The following is a 19,317-nucleotide window of genomic DNA, read 5'->3' on the forward strand; positions in this document are numbered from 1 at the left end:
AGTATACACCATTCTATATAGGGGCGTGAGAAGGGGGATAGATAGTCTGCTTTGCATCAAAGCAGACATTGCATCACTATTTTTTCTTATTAAGCATCGACTTTAAATCAGCAAAAGGATTATAGGTTGCTGCACCTACATCATCTTGTGCATCTTCACCAGCGACAACAGTTGTGCCGTATTGGTCTGCTTCTGTATATTTAGAGTGTTCGTGATCATGGCAAAACAGACATAATAATTCCCAGTTACTGCCGTCTTCTGGGTTATTGGTATGGTCGTGATCAATATGATGAACGGTTAGTTCACGCAAGTTTGAGTAAACAAACTCACGAGCACAACGTCCACATACCCACGGGTAGATTTTCAGTGCTTTTTCACGGTAGCCACTTTCCAACCGTGCATAGTTTTTTGGGATCAGAGCCATTGTTAGTATTACCTGTTATAGAAAGCGTTTTACGATAGTGTTTCCAATATACTCTGAATGCCATGATAGGTTCAAATGTTGCTATCTTCATTTCTTACAACCTGATGCACTCTTAGAAATTACAGGTATAATTTCATAAATTCTTGAGCAAATTTAGGCATAAAAATGGCAAAACTTACCTTACAAGAGCAAATGTTAAAAGCAGGGCTTGTGACCAGTAAAAAAATGGCAAAAGTCCAAAGAACGGCAAAAAAATCACGAGTTCAAGCGCGAGAAGCAAGAGAAGCCGTAGAAGAAAATAAAAAGGCTCAACTTGAGCGCGATAAACTGCTTAGTGAGCAACAAAAACAAGCGACTTTATCTAAAGAATATAAAGCGCAAGTTAAGCAACTTATTGAGATGAATAGAATTACGCCAACAAAAGGTGATATTGACTTTAATTTCACTGACAATAATGTAATTAAAAAAATTGCGGTGGATAAACTGACGCAATCTCAATTAATTAGTGGACGTCTTGCTATTGCTCGTCTGGATAATGCAAATAAAACGGAGTACGCGATTATTCCAGCCAGTGTTGCAGATAAAATTACACAAAGAGACGTGGACTGTATCTTGTTAAATAACGCACTGAGCGAGACAGAACAAGATGAAGACGATCCTTATGCTGATTTTAAAATCCCAGATGATTTAATGTGGTAGTAAGTAACGTAGCTTATTAACTCAAAGGCATAGTCTGTATAAGCATTGTGCTTTATACTGCATCTGGAAATTTTTGTAGATAAACGATTAAGTAGGCGATAATGGCAATGAATGGAATAATCACAAAGTGGTTTGAAGATAAAGGTTTTGGATTTATTAAAGATGAAAACGGGGATAACCGTTATTTTCATGTGATTAAAGTTGCCAACCCTGCTTTGATAAAAACAGATGCAAATGTCACGTTTGAGCCGACCACCAATACCAAAGGCCTGTCTGCTTATGCGGTTAAAGTGATCCCAGACAGCAAATACGTTTATATTGCAGGTGAACGCGTTAAATTGACATCAATTAAATCATTTCGAATTTATAGCGAAGATGTGCCTGCAGATACACATATCAATAAAGAAAATACCGTACTTTCTGTTGGTACTTTAATGAATAGCATCAGACCAAAGTCAGCGGATGGTGCGACTAATATGCGCACGTTGAGAAAGCTGGCGATCACCACAATGCACGGAACAGAGATAGTTTTTACTGAAGATGAACTTGATATCGATGAAACAATAAAAGCGCTTAAACTGTAAATATCGATATTTAAAACGGGCTCTCGCAACGCGCTTTTATTGGTGCTTGGCTAATAGGGTGAATAAAATGAAGCTCACTCGCATGAAGCATAAGTCGCGGAGTCCGTTCAGTTCTTTTAGTTTCTTTTATTTTTTTATTCAAGCAATAGTCGCTCCCACCATATAAATCACAACCTAAAATAGGATGGCCTATAAACTGGCTGTGGATACGAAGTTGATGAGTTCTTCCCGTTTCAGGGGTAAATTGTACCCGCGTTAGAGGCAATAACGTCCTATCTTCTAACATATGATAAAAACGCTCAATAACGTGATAACCAGAGCGAGCTGGCTTTCCATTAATAGGGCAAATAGACATGCGTGGGAACAGAGCTGGATCTTTTGCAATTGGAGCATTAATCACTCCTTCATTTTCTTTCAAATGACCACACAGTAGTGCGTTGTATACCTTGGTTACACTGCGTTGGCTAAATTGCTGACACAAAAGCGCATTGATTGCTTTATTGAGTGCCACAACCATCAATCCAGATGTACCAAAATCAAGTCGATGAACAAGCGTACATCCCGGAAATAGCTTCACTAATCGATAATGTACCGAGTCGATATTTTGTGGGTTTTTTCCTGATAAACTCAATAGTCCTGTCGGTTTATTGATAAGGACTAAGTACTCGTCTTGATAAAGGATCTCGATTTCATCATGGCAAGGTGGGGCAATAAAAGTATCGATAATCGTAGACATCAGCCTATCCGCAGAAAAAGAAGAAAGTGGATGATAGCGAATTTTAGGTTAACAGGCGAATGTAGAGATATACTCTTAGTAATTTTATAGTAATTGAATATGACGAGTATTAACGTTAATCCTTGGGGAGAATTTATGAACAATGAAATCCATTTTAAATATTATGACATGGTAGAAGAGTATTCACTGGAATCAACCGATCCTGTTGCTGAAGCAGAAGAAGATGGGCTTGCTCTCTATTTTCAATTATTACTCACTCGATTAATGAATAACGAAGAAATTAGTGAATCGGCACAACAAGAGATGGCAAAAGAAGCGGGTATTAATAAAAAACGCATTGACGATATTGCGATGTTTCTTAATCGCTGGGGTAATGAATAGCACGTATTGGGCTCATTGATCGTGGGCTCAATAATCTCTCAATTCACAAAAAATAACTCTGTTCCTACATAACTGTATGATTTAACGTATACTCGTTATCTATTTTATTGCACATAAGCGCACGAAAAGAGCTGGCATATTTTTGGGATGTTCGCTCCTTTATAGAGTGTTTTATATTCAATTGGTTGGGTGAGATATGCTGGATTTCTTAAAAAATTATGACAATTTAACGATCAGCGAAAAAAAAGTATTAAAATATCTCACCGATAATATTGCGGATATACCCTATTTAAATATTAATGATTTAGTTGCAAAAACTTTTGTATCAAAAACGGTGATTATTAATTTATCGCAAAAATTAGGATTTAGTGGATTTAAAGAGCTTAAATTCCAAATTAATAATTATATCTTGGCTCAAAATAAAGTTGAGAAAACGAGTACCGCCTCTTATAAAAAGCAATTAGAAAAGAATATTAATAAAACATTTACCTTAATTAATGAAGAGCAAATTCGGGAATGTGCGAAAACCTTACGTCACTCTAGGAATATTTTTATTGTTGCAAGGGGAACGAGTAAAGCAGTCGGTTATTACCTTGAACACCTTCTGTTTGCTTTGGGACTACATTGCTTTTTTATTAATGATTACAACTTATCTGACTCGTTTACTCGTCTTGTTAATGAAGATGACACTGTTATCTTTATTTCCCTTTCTGGTGGCACAAAAAAAATTATAGAAACAGCAAAAATTGTACAGTTAAAAGATGCTAATATTATTAGTATGACCGCATTTAATACCAATGAATTAACCAGTTACGCAAGTCATGCTCTGTTTTGTTTTGCTGATAATCACGATACAAAAAAAGATGATACTAAATCACGTATTGGCTTTTTCATGCTGGTGGATTTACTGATAAATGAGCTAGAAACACTACTTTAAATTCTAATAAACTGATCATTCTATTAGTTAAATATTCTTTTTATTCTTAATGTGTAAAAAGCATTAATCTATCTGATGTAAAATATTCATATGTTATTTTAAAATAGTCTTATTTTTCAATATTAATATTAATATTAATATCTAGGTTCAATCTTCATTTCTGAAATAAAAAATTGTTTATTATTTATTAATTGAATCGTTTATTAAAAAGACCTAAGTCATGAAAAATGACCTGAGATAATATTTAAAACCGCCACGTCATTCATTTCCTATAATCCCTAAGTTAGAGTACCTCGGTAATTCTTTTATATTCGAGAAGTCATAAGGAAAAAATATGGCCAGGAAAAAGTTCAGCGAGTCTATTCAGCGCTTTGGTAGAACCCTACTTCTACCAATCGGTGTATTAGCGCCTATCGGTATGATCTTGGGGATCAGTGGTGCTTTAGTTCAGTCTTATATGATTGCACGCTTTCCTTTCTTAGGTAATGAAACAGTCAATGCTTTATTAGTCAGTATCCGTTCTATTGCAGGTGTGGTGTTTGACAATATTCCACTTTTATTTGCAATGGGGGTGGCGTATGGAATGAGCCATAAAGATAAAGGGATTGCGGTCTTTGCCTCTGTGGTGGGCTATTTAACCTTGATAAGTACAATCAATATCTGGTTGGTATTGACTGGAAAGCTGGCTGATCCTGCCATTATGACGCAGGTTGGGCAAATTAAGGTTCTGGGTATACAAACCATGAATATTAGTGCTGCCGGAGGGATTATCACAGGATTAATCGCTGCATGGGCTACCGATAAGTTTTATAACCTTGAATTGCCAACAGCATTTGCCTTCTTCTCTGGGAAAAAATCTGTCGCCATTATTATGGTCGGATTAATGATTGGCGTGGGTGCATTGTTACCATTTATTTGGGAAGTATTAGTCATGGGCTTAACTAAGCTCTCGGCTGTCTTCTTAAGTCCTGTTGGGCCTTTCTTTACTGCGGGTGGTGAGCGTCTATTTATCCCATTTGGTTTACACCACGTCTGGAATGTTCTGTTTAGATTTACCGAGGCTGGTGGTTCTTATGTGATTGATGGGCAAACCTATGTAGGTGTTGTTCCAGCAATGACAGAAGTATTATTTAACCAAGGCCCAAGTAGTGAATATTGGGCAATGATGCCAAGCCTGACGCGTTTTATGGCTCAGCAACAAATGTTGGTTACATTGTTCTTATTCCCTGCGATTGCATTAGCAATTTATAAAACCTCGAAAAAAGAGAACCGTGCTGAAGTTAAATCGATGCTAGTGACGATGGTTTTAACTGCAATGTTAGGTAACGTAACCGAACCTCTTGAATTTACCTTTGTCTTTATCGCACCGTTACTTTATTTAATTTACGCGATTATCGTGGGTATTGGCGCAGTTCTACTCTCTTTTGCTGGTGTTGCAATTGGTTATATTCGAGGCACAGTCTTTGACTTCACTATCTTTGGTTTACTCTACGAACATACTAATTGGATCTTCTTAGTGCTGATTGGTAGCACACTGGCTGTTGTGACCTACTTTATTTTCTACTGGGCTATCGTCAAATTTGATATCAAAACCCCAGGTAGAGAAGAATCAAGCAATATGAAAAACACGCTAATCAAAGAAAAACGTTATGGCGAAATTGCAGAAATCTTAATTCAAGCGTTAGGTGGCAAACAAAACATCCGTAATGTTGATAACTGTATTACACGATTACGTATTGATATTAATGAAGTAAATCAAATAGACAAAGAATTAATGTTGGAGTCTGGCTGTACAGCATTCTTCTTTCCAGCAGCAAACCATGTCCATGTCGTTTATGGCCCTAAAGTTGAATTTGTTCGCAATGCTGTTGATGACGCAATGAAGAAATAAAAAGGATACATGATGAGAGCGTTATACGATTCTAAAAGTAAAACAATCGACGATCGCGGTATAAAAAATCTGCTGTCCAATGAAGCTAAATATTCAACTTGGTTGATGTTTGAAGCCATGTTAGCGCAAGCACAAGCTGAATACGGTTTTATTCCACAGTCTGCCGCAGATGAAATTAAAGAAAAGGCGATTATTGAGAATATCGATTTTGAAGAGATGAACCGTATTTATCAAAAAATCGGTCATGGCTTTGTGCCTTTTTTAAAAGTACTGGTGAATGCATGCTCTGAAGAGAGTGGTAAATATGTGCACTATGGCATTACCACACAAAATATACAGCAAAGTTCACAGCTGTATATGATGAAAACAGTACACAATAAGTTCATGTTATTACTAAGCGAAATTATTGAAAATTTATCTAATCTTGCTGAAAAAACAAAACATATGGTGATGGCAGGTAGAACACACGGTCGTCATGCTATTCCTATTACTTATGGGTATAAAGTTTCAGTGTGGATCAGCGATTTTATTGATTGCTACCAGCGTATGAAAGAGAGTGAGAAACGTGTATTCACCATTATGATGGGGGGTGCAGTAGGTGCTTTTAATTCAATGCCAGAAGTGGGGATGAAAGTACAAAAACGCGTTGCTGAATTAGTGGGTATGCAAGCAATGGAAGTCCCATCACGTAATCTAAGTACGCATAAATTAGAATATATGATGAACTTGGCACTGATGGCTAACATCTGCCATAAAATTGGTGAAGAAGTGTATAGCACCACGTTAGAAGAAATTGCTGAGGTTTCTGAAGGATTCACAAAAGGTACTGTCGGTAGTAGTACAATGCCTCATAAAATTAATCCCAAATTAGCCAAAGGAATTATCGCTAACTCACAGAAACTGTACTCATTACCGAATGTAGGAATGTACTCTGCGGTAAGACCTTATGAAGGTGACAGCAGCTCTTATATGTTATTTGATGGCTTAATTGAAGAAGCGTTAGAATTAACAACAGAAATTCTATTAAGAACGGAAGAGCTTTCAAGAACCATCGTTCCTCATGAAGAGAGAATGCTACATAACGTGATGAGAAATAAAGGGTTAGATAATACCGAATACGTTATGATGAAAATGGCAGAAAAATTAGGCAAAGATAAAGCGCATTCACTGTTATATGAAGAAGCGATTAAAACGGCAGCAGATGGTGAAGATTTTTATACTAACTTGATGAAGAACGAAACTATTACTGCAGCTTTCAATGCAGATGAAATCAAGGCCATGCTCGATCCTCGTTCTTATATCGGTTTATCCGTTGAACTTGCTGAAAAAGAAGCAAAACGTGGATTAGCGATTTCTCAAGAAATTAAACAAAGTTATAAATAAGTAGTAAAAAACATCAAGTATCCATAAATAAATCATTATCAGTTAAGTCGAGAGCCACTCATTTTGAGTGGCTCTTTTTGCTGATGACTAACCAATCAACCCATGGACTAAAATAATACCGATACATATTGGACCAATATAACGCCATACCACTAATAAGCATTGACGTTTTAATCCAGCGATATTTTCAGGAATAAATGCATTCGCTCTACGTGACCAACCAAAGATCAAACACATTGCAATACCGAACAGTGGCATCAAAATATTAGAAGTCAGATAATCTAATAAATCAAAGACGGTTTTGCCCCCCAGCGTCACATCACTCATCGGTCCAAAAGATAATGACACTGGAATACCCATCAACATAATCGATGCGGTTACGACTAACCCTGCACGACGGCGTGTCCACTGAAAACGCATCTGTACGTAAGCGACGATATGTTCCAGTAATGAAATTGCAGAAGTTAACGCTGCCATTAATAACAAGACAAAGAACGTCACGGCTAAAATGTTGCCACCGGGTAAGTGAGCAAAATAAACTGGCATGGTCATAAAGGTTAAGCCAGGGCCTGCATTAGGCTCTAAGCCTGCGGCAGATAATGCAGGGAAAATCATTAATCCGGCAAGTACACACACCATACAAGACAGAATAACCACCCACATGCTGGAGTTAGCGATACCTTTGTTATCCGCTAAATAAGCACTGTAAGTGATGTGAATACCTAAACCGATAGACAGTGAGAAGAAGGCTAACCCTAACGCATCCAATACGCCTTGAGGGGTTAATTTACTAAAATCAGGGTATAAAAATAATTTTAAACCTTCAGATGAACCGGGTAAGCTCATACCAACGACTATCAATAAAATCATAATGATAAATAACATCGGCATCATGATTTTAACGGCTTTTTCTAATCCGCGTTGTACACCGGCTAAAACCACAAAACAGGTTAATCCCGCAAAGGCAAGGTGAGCCAAAATAGGCCATAAGGGATCACTAATAAAGCGGGTAAAAATACCCGTTAATTCAGCGCTATCTGTAATATTCAACTGGCCTGTTGCTGCCATAACGGTATAGCCAATTGTCCAACCACCAACAACGCTATAGAAGCTGTAAATACACCATGAACTGAATACACCAATAACGCCAATGATAACCCAATTACGCCCCATCATTTTCTTAAAGGCATTGACCGCTTCAGCATGTGTGCTACTACCTAAGATATTCTCAGCCAGTAATACCGCAAGCCCGATAATAAAACTGAATAATAAGAAGACGATTAAGAATGCGCCTCCTCCATTATTGGCGGCAACATAAGAAAACTTCCAGATTGCGCCAATACCGATTGCAGAGCCTGCGGCTGCTAAGATATGGCCGACTCGTGATGTCCATTGTTGGCTCATTTTGCCCCCTGATTTATTTGATTAGTTATGGAGGATATAACCATACAATTACTTATTGAGAAGACGTTGTGACTCATCATCCTTATGGTAAAACTCAACATCATAGAAACTCCCCTAAAAATAATTTCACCAGTAAGGGGCACAACAAAAAAGCCACCTGACTGGTGGCTTTTGCAAAAAAATGAACGTGCTCGGCCACCTAAAGAAGGAGTAGTAGGTTTAGGCCTAAGAGTCGGTTATTGGTGTTCATATTCATTTTTTTGCTCTTTATTGAAATGGATATTATTGCAATGCAATATGAAATATTGTTTTTCAAAATGCGCGTTTATTATTTATATCATAAATTCAAACTAAAGAAATAAATTTTATTAGAATTCAGTGTTAATTTTTATTTCTAAATGTTTTCCTGATGCCAATGGTTGGAGGTTGTAAGAAAGTTATGGAATTAGCCTTGTTTGTATAAGGCGAGCATCGGCAAAAATGTCGAAATGGTTATTAAATATTATTTTATTTTTATATCTTATTGATTATCTTTTAAAAATTAATTGGCACAATTCCTGCTTAATTCAAAGTTCTTTATGACTCTTTTACTCCCTAGTTAGGGGAAAGGATATCAAATGAACAAAATCAACTCCGTCTGTCCTTATTGTGGCGCTGGCTGCAAAATCAATCTCTGTGTCGAAAATGGTCGCATAATCAAAGCCGAAGGTGCCAATGGTGTCACCAATCAAGGCGAACTTTGCTTAAAAGGGCTATATGGTTGGGATTTCCTTAATGACAACAAATTGCTGACAGCCAGAATTCATGAGCCGATGATCCGCCGACAAAAAGGGGCTGGTTTTGAAATTGTGAGTTGGAATGAAGCTATTCAATTTACGGCAAAAAAGTTACTGGAAATAAAAGAAAAATACGGTGCGAAATCCATTATGTGTACGGGTTCTTCTCGTGGTACAGGGAATGAAACCAACTTTGTGATGCAAAAATTTGTGCGTGCAGTATTAGGTAATAATAATGTCGATTGTTGTGCCCGTGTTTGTCATGGGCCTTCTGTTGCTGGTTTACAAGAAACATTAGGCAATGGAGCTATGAGCAACTCTATTGCTGATATTGAAGATTCAGATTGCTTATTAGTGTTTGGCTATAACTGTGCAGATTCTCATCCTATTGTGGCGCGTCGTGTGGTTAAAGCGAAACAAAAGGGTGCCAAAATTATTGTTTGTGATCCTCGTAAAATCGAAACCGCTAAAATTGCTAACCAATATTTACCATTAAAAAATGGTACTAATATGGCGTTAGTCAATGCCTTCGCATACACGCTAATTGATGAAGATCTCTATGATAAAGACTATGTGAGCCAATACACAGAAGGCTTTGAAGAATATAAAAAACAACTCGCAGACTATAGCCCTGAAGCTGTGCAAGATATTGTCGGCATTCCTGCTATTGAAATTCGTAAAGCAATGCGTACTTATGCGGGTGCTAAAACGGCCACTATTATGTGGGGAATGGGCGTCACACAGTTTGGTCAAGCGGTTGATGTGGTAAAAGGCTTATCAGGTCTTGCGCTATTAACGGGTAATTTAGGTAAACCACATGTTGGTGTTGCGCCGGTTCGTGGACAAAATAATGTTCAGGGTGCCTGTGATATGGGTGTTTTACCAAATATGTTTCCGGGATACCAGTATGTGACTGACGAAGAAACCCGTCAGAAATTTGCACAAGCATGGAATATTCCTGTTGAACAACTCGATCCAGATGTGGGATATCGCATTACCGAAGTTCCTCATTTAGCCATTGAAGGTAAGGTGAAAGCTTACTACATCATGGGTGAAGATCCACTTCAAACCGAAGCTGATTTAGGTTTAGTCAGAAAAGGGTTTGAAGCTCTCGATTTTGTCGTAGTTCAAGATATCTTTATGACTAAAACCGCAGAGCAAGCTGATGTGATTTTACCGTCAACCAGTTGGGGGGAACATGCCGGTATCTTTACCTGTGCTGATAGAGGCTTTCAGCGCTTTGAAAAGGCAGTTGAACCTAAAGGCAATGTAAAACGAGATTGGGAGATCATCAGTTTACTCGCCACGGAAATGGGCTACCCGATGTCTTATGAAAATAACGAAGAGATCTGGAATGAAGTTAGGGAGCTTTGCCCACTCTTCTTTGGAGCAACCTACGAAAAATTAGCAGGTTTAGCCCATATTCAATGGCCTTGTACTGATATTGAAGATATGGGTACGCCTTATTTATATTCAAATAACCACTTTAATACACCTTCAGGTAAAGGTTTGTTATTTGCGACACCTTGGCGAGCACCTGCGGAATTACCCGATAGTGATTATCCAATGATTTTGTCTACTGTGCGTGAAGTTGGGCATTATTCTTGCCGTTCGATGACAGGTAACTGTAAAGCATTGGCATCACTTGCAGATGAACCGGGTTATGTTCAAGTTCATCCTGATGTGGCGAAAGAAGCGGGTATTTGTGACCAAGAAATTGTCTGGGTTGAATCTCGCCGCGGTAAAGTGATGTCTCGCTGTAATGTAAATGAAACCATTAATAAACAGGCTATTTATATGACCTATCAATGGTGGATTGGGGCATGTAATGAGCTGACTCAGGATAATCTTGATCCTGTTTCAAAAACACCTGAAACAAAATATTGTGCGGCTAAAGTGATTAAAATTGCCGATCAAAAATGGGCAGAAAGCCAAGTTTCTCAACATTATCATACAATGAGAAGTCGCTTAATTAATTTAGTGGAGCAAGCAAAAACAGCGACACATTAAATTGAGCATATATTAAAAATAGAAATGGAGGCAATTAAGCCTCCATTTTTTCTCACATCTATTTTATAGAAATAAAAGCAGTTTATTATTTTTGGTTTAATTTACTTTCTGCTTCTTTTTTTTCTTCTTCTAAAATCTCACGATACCAACGCGGGTGATGTTTTTTCGCCCAACCTCGCGTTACCCAGCCTTCAATCATGCTACGAATTGAACCTTTTACCCAAAACGCGGCATAAGCATGAACAATCACAGTAATGATCAGTACGATGGCGGACAGTGAGTGAGCCAGTAAAGCAATGCGAATAACAGGAATAGAGAAATAATCAGCAAAATAAGGTCGCCAAATAATTATTCCACTAATGGTCAGAACAATAAGGCTGAGACTTAATGTCCAATAAATTCCTTTTTGACCTAAGTTGTAATGCCCAATATCGCCGGCTTCTTCATTTTGTAGCACTTTATGGATATTTTTTGCCCACACTAAATCATCTTTATCTACAGAGTTATACTTGAAGTATCTAAAAAACATAAAGATAAAGAAAAATACCATCGCAGCACCCGTAAATGGATGCAGTAAACGCGAAAGCTGCGGTGTGCCCAAAATATTCATAAACCAGTTTAGAGATGGGAAGAAAAAGCCCAGCCCACTAAAGGTAGTAAAGACAAAGAAAATCGCCACAACCCAGTGATTGATTCGCTCTGAGGCAGTATGACGAAGGATTTTATCGCTTTTCTTCTTCATTATTTCTGCTCCTCTTTATTCACTGAATGTTGTGATGCTTCCATCTCTTTTTGTGCCTCTTCTTCATCTTCTTTGGTGGTGTGATTAGGACCAATACCTAAATAATGGAACATGGCACCCGCAAATGTTGCCGCAAAACCAACTGCCGCTAATGGTTTCCAAATGCCTTTCCAGAATTTTACCGTTGAGCTAATTTCTGGGTTTTCAGGTAAACCATGATACAAATTAGGTTTATCAGCATGATGAAGGACATACATTACGTGTGTACCACCCACGCCTTGGGGATCGTATAAACCCGCTTTGTCGTAGCCTCGGGTATTTAGCTCGGCGACTCGTTCGTTGGCAAGATGCGTCATTGCCTCTTTAGAGCCAAAGTGAATGGCACCTGTCGGGCAAGTTTTTACGCAAGCGGGCTCTTGACCGACTTCAACGCGATCAACACACAATGTGCATTTGTAAACGCGATTATCTTCTTCATTAATACGAGGGACATCGAAAGGACAACCCGCAATACAGTAGCCACAACCAATGCAGTGCTCTGATTGGAAATCAACAATACCGTTAGCGTATTGCACAATGGCACCTTCTGCTGGGCATGCTTTTAAACAGCCCGGATCAGCGCAGTGCATACAGCCATCTTTACGAATTAGCCACTCTAACTTGCCGTTTTCTTCAACTTCAGAAAATCGCATTACTGTCCATGATTTTGCCGTTAAGTCAGTTGGGTTATCGTAAACACCAACGTTAGTGCCAATTTTATCGCGAATATCGTTCCATTCAGAACAAGCCACCTGACAGGCTTTACAGCCAATACAGGTAGTAACGTCGATAAGTTTTGCCACTTCTTCTTTAAAATCGCGCACCTGTGGTGCAGGTGTGAGGGAATTGGTGGCAGAACGACGAATAATATCTTGAGATTGCAATGACATCAGTTTCCCCTTATGCCTTTTCGATATTGACTAAAAACGCTTTATATTCAGGTGTGAATGAATTTGCATCACCCACTGATGGCGTTAATGTATTGGCAAGGAAACCTTTGCGAGTCGCACCCTCAAAGCCCCAGTGACAAGGAATACCGATAGTATCGACTACTTTGCCATTAATCGTCAGCGGTCTAATACGCTTAGTGACAACGGCTTTAGCCTTGATATAGCCTCGTTTAGCACTGACTTTGACTTCATCACCTGCCACAATGCCTTTTCGTAACGCTAGTTGTTCGCCAATTTCGATAAACTGATCAGGCTGTGCAATGGCATTGATTAATGAATGTTTTGTCCAATGACGGAATAACTCAGTAATTGAATAGGTTGTCGCCACAAAAGGGAATTCATCGGCTTTGCCTAAATGTTCTGCATCATAACTGTATAAACGCGCGACTGGGTTACGAGAGACGTTCGGGTGCAGAATATTTTCTTCTGTTGGTGATTCAAACGGCTCGTAGAATTCAGGGAATGGACCATCAGCCATTTTATCAACCGCAAATAAGCGTCCCATACCTTCGGGTTGCATAATAAAAGGACCTACACCGCTATTAGGTGCTGCGTTGCTATAGTCTGGTACATCAGGACCAACCCATTGATTGCCATTCCATTTGATTAATTGGCGTTTTTCATCCCACGGTTGACCTTGTGGATCAACGGATGCGCGGTTATATAACACACGGCGGTTTTGAGGCCATGCAAATGCCCAACCCGGTGTACAGCCTAATCCTGAAGGATCGGCGTTATCGCGGTTCGCCATTTGGTTACCTTTTTCAGTCCAGCAACCGGAATAGACCCAACAGAAACTGGCGGTTGAACCGTCTGATTTTAGCTGGTGGAAACCGTCAAGTTGTTGTCCTTTTTTAAACAACAATTTGCCTGTATCGTTGTAGATATCTTGCATCGCTTGACCATTAGCTTCTTTCGCCACTTCTTCAGGCTGAGGATCGTAAGGGTCAACGTAGTTCCAAGAGAGATTCATTACAGGTTCTGGGCAAACACCGCCTTCTTCACGATAAAGCTCCCGCAGACGCATTAATAAATGACCTAGAATTTTACCATCATGCCATGCTTGCGCTGGTGGTTTAGCGCCCGCCCAGTGCCATTGTAGCCAGCGACCTGAGTTAGCAATTGAGCCGTTTTCTTCAGCAAAGCAAGATGACGGTAGACGAAATATCTCTGTTTGAATATCCGTTGGGGTAACATCGTTCATTTCTCCGTGGTTTTGCCAGAAGTTAGAAGATTCTGTTACTAACGGATCGATAACGACCATATATTTCAATTTGGCTAATGCGGCGCTACATTTATTTTTATCTGCAAAGGCAGCTAATGGGTTAAAACCTTGAACGATATAGCCATTCATTTTCCCATCGATCATCAATTGGGTTTGCGCCATGATGTCGTAGCTTTTATCCCATTTGGGTAACCAATGATATCCCCACTCATTTTCTGCTGTTGCGTGTTCACCCCAGAAGCTTTTTAGCAAACTAATAAAGAAATCAGGGGTTCTTTTCCAGTAGTTAACTTGGTCTGCAACCACAGTTTTTGGTGTCACTTGGGATAAGTAAGTCTCTAATGAGGTCTGTTTTTCATTCGGCAGAGGCATATAACCCGGTAGGTTTAATGATAATAAACCCAGATCGCTATAACCTTGAATATTAGAGTGCCCACGTAACGCATTTACACCGCCACCCGGCATACCCACGTTGCCTAATAATAACTGGATCATACCTGCTGCACGGATAGTTTGAGCACCACCGGTATGATGTGTCCAACCTAGGGCATACAAAATAGTTGAGGTTCGGTCTTTTACACTAGTAGAGGCAAGGGCTTCACAGATATAGGTAAAATCGTCTAAAGGTGTACCACAAAGTGTGGTGACAATGTCAGGGGTATAACGTGAAACGTGCTGTTTTAAAAGATTCCACACACAACGAGGATGTTGCAGTGAATTATCTTTTAATGCTAAGCCATTCTCATCAAGTTCATAGTGCCATGAGGTTTTATCATAGCTTTGATTTTCTTTATCAAAGCCACTGAAAAGACCTTCATCAAAGCTGTAATCTTCTCGCACAATTAAAGATGCATTAGTATAGGCTTTCACATATTCATGCTGAATTTTATCGTGTTCGATTAGGTAATTAATGACACCTAATAAAAAGGCGGTATCAGAGCCAGCACGAATAGGAGAGTAGAGATCAGCAACAGCCGCACTACGGTTAAAACGGGGGTCGACAACGATAACTTTCGCATTATTTTTAGTTTTAGCTTCGATAACCCATTTAAAACCGACAGGGTGCGCTTCAGCAGGGTTACCCCCCATGATCAGCACAACGTTAGCGTTTTTAATATCAACCCAGTTATTGGTCATTGCACCACGACCAAAAGTTGGTGCTAATGCTGCAACGGTTGGCGCATGACAAAGTCTTGCCTGACAATCGATAGCAATCATGCCTAATGAACGAGAAAATTTATTATCTAAAATCCCTGTTTCATTACTTGCCGCAGAAGAGCAGAGCATACCGGTTGTAAGCCAACGATTAACTTCTTGCCCCTTTTCATTATGGATAACAAAGTTTTCATCACGATCTTTTTTCATTAAACGGGCGATTTTATCAATCGCTTCATTCCATGAAATACGCTCCCATTTATCAGAGCCGGGTCTACGATATTCAGGATATTTCAGGCGATTTTCACTGTGGATATAATCAACAAGCCCAGCGCCTTTCGGGCATAGAGAGCCACGGCTAACAGGATGATCAGGGTCGCCTTCAATGTGATAAATACTTTTATCAACATTTTTTGCGCCATCCCCAAGGCTATACATCAAAATACCGCAACCCACAGAGCAATAAGTGCAGTTATTACGAGTTTCAACTGAACGTAATAATTTATATTGGCGAGCGTTCGCAATAGATACTTCAGGTGCTAAGCCTAGTAATGCTGCAGATGTGCCTGCCATACCGCCAGCACAGATCTTAAAAAACGATCTCCGACTGATTTGCATCAGTGTCTCCTTGTAAATTGATAAATAACATCCCTATCGGGCGTTTAAAAAACGTCCAATAAAGATAAGATTTCATTTTTCAATCATTCAAGACAGACCTGAGTATCGTTTGTGAACTCAATGTGATGAACTACTACTTAAAATGACGAAGGAAATTATAACGAGTAAAAAAAATAAATCCATAGTAACAATATGGATAAATAATCGTATAAAAAATAACAAATTAAGATGACATTATCGAGAATTTATAATCTTTGTTCTTTTTATATATAATTTATCTGAGTGGTGTTTTTGATAAAAAATATGACGCTAATAATATTGGTTAATCTGCTATTTCAATCTATGGCTTTACTCTCTAAATAAAATATTTTCTATTCTTTTACTTTATTTTTAAATTATTAATCTCACTTGAAATACTGAATCGACTTTTAGTGATTCAATTGGGTAGTAAGCTTTATATTCAGCGCGTAACATAACGATTTTACTGGAATATAAAAGGTACTTTATGGCTTACGCATTTCTGACACAATCAACCCTTGAAAAACTCGCAACGGGCGAAGAGTGGCTAAAGCAACGTAATGATGAGAGTGTCATTGATATTAGTTTAAATGCAGGGCAGTTATTGATTGATAAGCCAGAAATTGAAGAGAGTTTTATTCCTTTTAGCCAGCAACTAACAGCTTATTGCGAACAGTTTGCACTTAAATTTCCATTTATTGAATTTGCTCAGCCACAAGAATTTCATTCCACATTATTGACGATTTTTAATCAACAAAATGAGCAGTTTAAACTGCAACGACCCGTATTATTATCGTGGTGTCATGAGGTCACAAAAATCTTTAATCAAATAAAAAGTCTCAAAATTATATTTAATAACGTTACCCTAACATCCAATGGCAGCTTGATATTAACGGGTATCTCCGAAGAATTAACACGCTTTAGGCAGCAGGTTTATCAGCAGATCCCCATTGAGAGTGAACTTTATAAAGATATTATTCATATTACTCTTGGGAGGTTAAATAAGAATACATCATCAGCAGAAATGAAGAAGCTTTATGATGAGTTAGAGCAAAACCGATCATCATTAATACATTATGCGATTAATACCCCTATTGTGATTCGACATCCTAAGTTTGTGGTGAGTAAAGGTTCACTTTCAACTGAAGTACAGATGGGTTTAACGATGGAGTTTAATCAATTATGGCCATTTCGCTGTTATTAATATTAAAGAATCATTCATCTTTTTGTGACTAAAGCGATATGGCGAATTAGTATATAATCCAGCGATTCTTTTTATTTGGATTATGTGTTTGAATTATGAATGTAAAATATCGAGCTGACATTGATGGTTTAAGAGCCGTAGCCGTTATTCTGGTTATCTTTTTTCATTTTGATAATCGCTTAATACCATCAGGATTTATTGGTGTCGATATCTTTTTTGTGATCTCTGGTTTTTTGATTTCATCAATTATTAAAAATGCATTATCACAAGGCAATTTTTCATTCCGTGATTTTTATATTCGCCGATTATGGCGATTACAACCTCTCTATCTTTTTGTATTACTTTCAGTTTTAGTTATTTCAAGTTTTTTCTATCTTCCTAGTGATTATCTTGATATCACGAATAGTGAAAAATATGCCTCTGCGTTGGTTTCTAATAAATATTTTGCAAGAGCAACAACCAGTTATGCGGCGCAAGATGCGTTATTTTTGCCGTTATTGCATACATGGTCTTTAGCAATAGAGTGGCAATGGTATCTATTTTTGCCTTTTGCACTTTATTTTCTGCATAAAATCAATCATAAAGAAAAAATAAATAATTTTTATCCTGTTGTATTTATTACAATAATTTCTTTTTCTTTAGTGTTTTTTTATCAAAAAGATCAGCCTAAAAATTATTACTTTTTTAGTACACGTATTTTTGAGTTTATGTTGGGTGTTTGTGTCGCTTATTTACCGACAAAAGTGAAGCTTCATCAAAGCGTCAGTGATGCTATTAGTCTTATTGCTTTAGGCGTGATCTTTTGGATCGCATTTCAAAAAGGGGTAATTGCGGGCTATCCTAATTTTAATACATTATATGTTTGTCTTGGTGCTGCATTAATAATTTATACCGGACAGCATGGAAATATTATTAAAAAAATACTTTCATTAAAGCCGATCGTGATCGTTGGATTATTATCTTACTCATTGTATTTATGGCATTGGCCTTTGTTCGCTATTGCGCGTTATATTGGCGTATTTAATACCGAGATACAAAAAGGGTTACTTTTAGCTTTAACATTATTACTCTCTATTTTTTCTTATCTTCTTATTGAAAAACCGTTTAGAAGAAAGCGTCTTGAGTTTAAATATTCTTTCATGTTTTTACTGATTGTACCTATTTTATTGGCGTTAGGATTAAATGCGTTGAATGAAAAATATCAAGGCTTTGGTGTTAGACTTGGGCAAAATTACGTTAATTTAGAGGCAAAACTCAATCAGTTTGATTATCAAAATCGGGATAAATGTATGAATTTTGAAGCCTCAGATCCCGATAAAATGTGCCATATTGGTGATATAGGGAGTCAGAAAAAAGCCTTTTTACTGGGTGATTCTCATGCAAATCACTACTGGGGCTTTATGGATATATTAGGTAAAGATGCCAAGATAGACGTATATGCACAAGCAACTTCATCGTGTATTACACTTCCTAATATTTATCTTTATGACTGGTCTAATCATAAAAATACAGTTTATCAACGTTGTTACGATCAGACGGCGAAATATTATCAACTTATAAAGAATAACCACTTTGATTATGTAATATTTGGGCAGGTTTGGAATAATTACGCGTCAAATCATGTCATTAATAAGATAGGTGATGTAAGAACAGTTGAAGAGTCTCGCAAACGCGTTGAGAAAGCGATGCGTGAAGCACTTGATATTATTATTACCACAGGTGCTAAACCTGTTTTTATTAAAACAGTCAATTCTATGCCAAGTGGTTTTATGACCTGTTTTTATGAAAATGCAAAATTAAGGAAAGACTTTGCAGATAATAACTGTAACCCTAAAAACTATAAAGGCGAGGGAAATACATGGATGGATCAGTTATTTGTTAAATTAAAAAAAGACTATCCAGCCTTAATTATCATCGATCCCAAAGATGTGCAGTGCGATAAAAATGTCTGTCTGACCGACATAGAAGGTGTGCCAGTTTATCGTGATGTAGGGCATATTACAGATTATGCTTCAACACTATTTGGCATGATGTATTTAGAACGTTTTGGTAATCCGCTAGTGGTAAAAAATACTCAGTAAGATAATTAATTGGTCATCAAAATAATGAAGAAATGCACTATTATCTTAGATAAAGTGCAT

15 protein-coding genes are annotated in these 19,317 nt (G+C 37.9%); 9 read left to right on the forward strand and 6 right to left on the reverse strand.

Annotation, left to right across the window (positions count from 1 at the left end):
• Positions 1–76: 76 nt before the first annotated feature.
• Positions 77–424: an HNH nuclease YajD gene (yajD, locus tag ABN080_RS14505; protein WP_006534437.1), complete on the reverse strand. Its 348-nt coding sequence runs from the start codon at positions 422–424 to the stop codon at positions 77–79.
• A 165-nt stretch (positions 425–589) separates the two neighbouring features.
• On the opposite strand from yajD, the gene ABN080_RS14510 reads away from it, so the two are divergent.
• Positions 590–1,123, forward strand: coding sequence for a DUF2058 domain-containing protein (locus ABN080_RS14510; RefSeq protein ID WP_196554451.1), 534 nt, complete (start codon positions 590–592; stop codon positions 1,121–1,123).
• A 101-nt stretch (positions 1,124–1,224) separates the two neighbouring features.
• On the forward strand, positions 1,225–1,707 hold the full coding sequence (locus tag ABN080_RS14515) for a cold-shock protein (RefSeq protein WP_349441362.1): 483 nt from the start codon (positions 1,225–1,227) through the stop codon (positions 1,705–1,707).
• A 10-nt stretch (positions 1,708–1,717) separates the two neighbouring features.
• On the opposite strand, the gene ABN080_RS14520 is transcribed toward ABN080_RS14515, so the two are convergent.
• Positions 1,718–2,443, reverse strand: coding sequence for an RluA family pseudouridine synthase (locus tag ABN080_RS14520; RefSeq protein ID WP_349441363.1), 726 nt, complete (start codon positions 2,441–2,443; stop codon positions 1,718–1,720).
• Positions 2,444–2,578: 135 nt separating this feature from the next.
• Between ABN080_RS14520 and ABN080_RS14525 the strand changes: the two genes are divergently transcribed.
• From ABN080_RS14525 to ABN080_RS14540, 4 genes are all read left to right on the forward strand, one after another.
• A complete protein-coding gene (locus tag ABN080_RS14525) occupies positions 2,579–2,824 on the forward strand; it encodes a DUF2543 family protein (protein ID WP_072068933.1) in 246 nt (81 codons plus the stop codon).
• Between the two features lie 196 nt (positions 2,825–3,020).
• Positions 3,021–3,761 carry a MurR/RpiR family transcriptional regulator gene (locus ABN080_RS14530; RefSeq protein WP_072068932.1) on the forward strand — a complete coding sequence of 247 codons (741 nt, stop codon included), beginning with the start codon at positions 3,021–3,023 and terminating at the stop codon, positions 3,759–3,761.
• A 334-nt stretch (positions 3,762–4,095) separates the two neighbouring features.
• On the forward strand, positions 4,096–5,652 hold the full coding sequence (locus ABN080_RS14535) for a PTS transporter subunit EIIC (protein ID WP_196554448.1): 1,557 nt from the start codon (positions 4,096–4,098) through the stop codon (positions 5,650–5,652).
• Between the two features lie 12 nt (positions 5,653–5,664).
• Positions 5,665–7,035 carry a class-II fumarase/aspartase family protein gene (locus ABN080_RS14540; RefSeq protein WP_196568360.1) on the forward strand — a complete coding sequence of 457 codons (1,371 nt, stop codon included), beginning with the start codon at positions 5,665–5,667 and terminating at the stop codon, positions 7,033–7,035.
• An 87-nt stretch (positions 7,036–7,122) separates the two neighbouring features.
• Here the strand turns inward: ABN080_RS14540 and ABN080_RS14545 are convergent, their stop codons facing one another.
• The gene (locus ABN080_RS14545) at positions 7,123–8,439 is read right to left on the reverse strand and encodes a sodium-dependent transporter (protein WP_349441364.1); all 1,317 of its coding nucleotides are present in this window, start codon (positions 8,437–8,439) and stop codon (positions 7,123–7,125) included.
• 617 nt (positions 8,440–9,056) lie between these two features.
• On the opposite strand from ABN080_RS14545, the gene fdhF reads away from it, so the two are divergent.
• The gene (gene fdhF, locus ABN080_RS14550; RefSeq protein ID WP_349441365.1) at positions 9,057–11,225 is read left to right on the forward strand and encodes a formate dehydrogenase subunit alpha; all 2,169 of its coding nucleotides are present in this window, start codon (positions 9,057–9,059) and stop codon (positions 11,223–11,225) included.
• 85 nt (positions 11,226–11,310) lie between these two features.
• On the opposite strand, the gene fdoI is transcribed toward fdhF, so the two are convergent.
• The 3 genes from fdoI to fdnG are packed head-to-tail and all read right to left on the reverse strand — an operon-like array spanning position 11,311 to position 15,954.
• Complete coding sequence (gene fdoI / locus ABN080_RS14555) at positions 11,311–11,970, reverse strand: formate dehydrogenase cytochrome b556 subunit (RefSeq protein WP_196554476.1); 660 nt, start codon at positions 11,968–11,970, stop codon at positions 11,311–11,313.
• Positions 11,967–12,896, reverse strand: a complete 930-nt coding sequence (gene fdxH / locus ABN080_RS14560) for a formate dehydrogenase subunit beta (protein ID WP_349441366.1) — start codon at positions 12,894–12,896, stop codon at positions 11,967–11,969. Before fdxH ends, fdoI begins: the two co-directional genes overlap by 4 nt.
• A 10-nt stretch (positions 12,897–12,906) precedes the next feature.
• Complete coding sequence (fdnG, locus tag ABN080_RS14565; RefSeq protein WP_349441367.1) at positions 12,907–15,954, reverse strand: formate dehydrogenase-N subunit alpha; 3,048 nt, start codon at positions 15,952–15,954, stop codon at positions 12,907–12,909.
• Between the two features lie 505 nt (positions 15,955–16,459).
• On the opposite strand from fdnG, the gene ABN080_RS14570 reads away from it, so the two are divergent.
• Together ABN080_RS14570 and ABN080_RS14575 are read left to right on the forward strand one after the other, a co-directional pair.
• On the forward strand, positions 16,460–17,176 hold the full coding sequence (locus tag ABN080_RS14570) for a hypothetical protein (protein ID WP_349441368.1): 717 nt from the start codon (positions 16,460–16,462) through the stop codon (positions 17,174–17,176).
• A 95-nt stretch (positions 17,177–17,271) separates the two neighbouring features.
• Complete coding sequence (locus ABN080_RS14575; protein ID WP_349441369.1) at positions 17,272–19,257, forward strand: acyltransferase family protein; 1,986 nt, start codon at positions 17,272–17,274, stop codon at positions 19,255–19,257.
• Positions 19,258–19,317: the final 60 nt, after the last annotated feature.

The sequence above is a fragment of the Proteus sp. fly-1089 genome, assembly GCF_040138965.1.
GTDB lineage: Bacteria > Pseudomonadota > Gammaproteobacteria > Enterobacterales > Enterobacteriaceae > Proteus > Proteus vulgaris_B.

Excerpts from the sequence above, each read along its gene's own strand:
- ABN080_RS14525 (WP_072068933.1), top strand. The coding sequence starts at position 2,579 with ATGAACAATGAAATCCATTTTAAATATTATGACATGGTAGAAGAGTAT.
- fdnG (WP_349441367.1), bottom strand. The coding sequence starts at position 15,954 with ATGCAAATCAGTCGGAGATCGTTTTTTAAGATCTGTGCTGGCGGTATG.
- ABN080_RS14515 (WP_349441362.1), top strand. The coding sequence starts at position 1,225 with ATGGCAATGAATGGAATAATCACAAAGTGGTTTGAAGATAAAGGTTTT.
- ABN080_RS14575 (WP_349441369.1), top strand. The coding sequence starts at position 17,272 with ATGAATGTAAAATATCGAGCTGACATTGATGGTTTAAGAGCCGTAGCC.
- ABN080_RS14520 (WP_349441363.1), bottom strand. The coding sequence starts at position 2,443 with ATGTCTACGATTATCGATACTTTTATTGCCCCACCTTGCCATGATGAA.
- ABN080_RS14540 (WP_196568360.1), top strand. The coding sequence starts at position 5,665 with ATGAGAGCGTTATACGATTCTAAAAGTAAAACAATCGACGATCGCGGT.
- fdhF (WP_349441365.1), top strand. The coding sequence starts at position 9,057 with ATGAACAAAATCAACTCCGTCTGTCCTTATTGTGGCGCTGGCTGCAAA.
- ABN080_RS14510 (WP_196554451.1), top strand. The coding sequence starts at position 590 with ATGGCAAAACTTACCTTACAAGAGCAAATGTTAAAAGCAGGGCTTGTG.
- ABN080_RS14530 (WP_072068932.1), top strand. The coding sequence starts at position 3,021 with ATGCTGGATTTCTTAAAAAATTATGACAATTTAACGATCAGCGAAAAA.
- ABN080_RS14570 (WP_349441368.1), top strand. The coding sequence starts at position 16,460 with ATGGCTTACGCATTTCTGACACAATCAACCCTTGAAAAACTCGCAACG.
- ABN080_RS14535 (WP_196554448.1), top strand. The coding sequence starts at position 4,096 with ATGGCCAGGAAAAAGTTCAGCGAGTCTATTCAGCGCTTTGGTAGAACC.
- fdxH (WP_349441366.1), bottom strand. The coding sequence starts at position 12,896 with ATGTCATTGCAATCTCAAGATATTATTCGTCGTTCTGCCACCAATTCC.
- ABN080_RS14545 (WP_349441364.1), bottom strand. The coding sequence starts at position 8,439 with ATGAGCCAACAATGGACATCACGAGTCGGCCATATCTTAGCAGCCGCA.
- yajD (WP_006534437.1), bottom strand. The coding sequence starts at position 424 with ATGGCTCTGATCCCAAAAAACTATGCACGGTTGGAAAGTGGCTACCGT.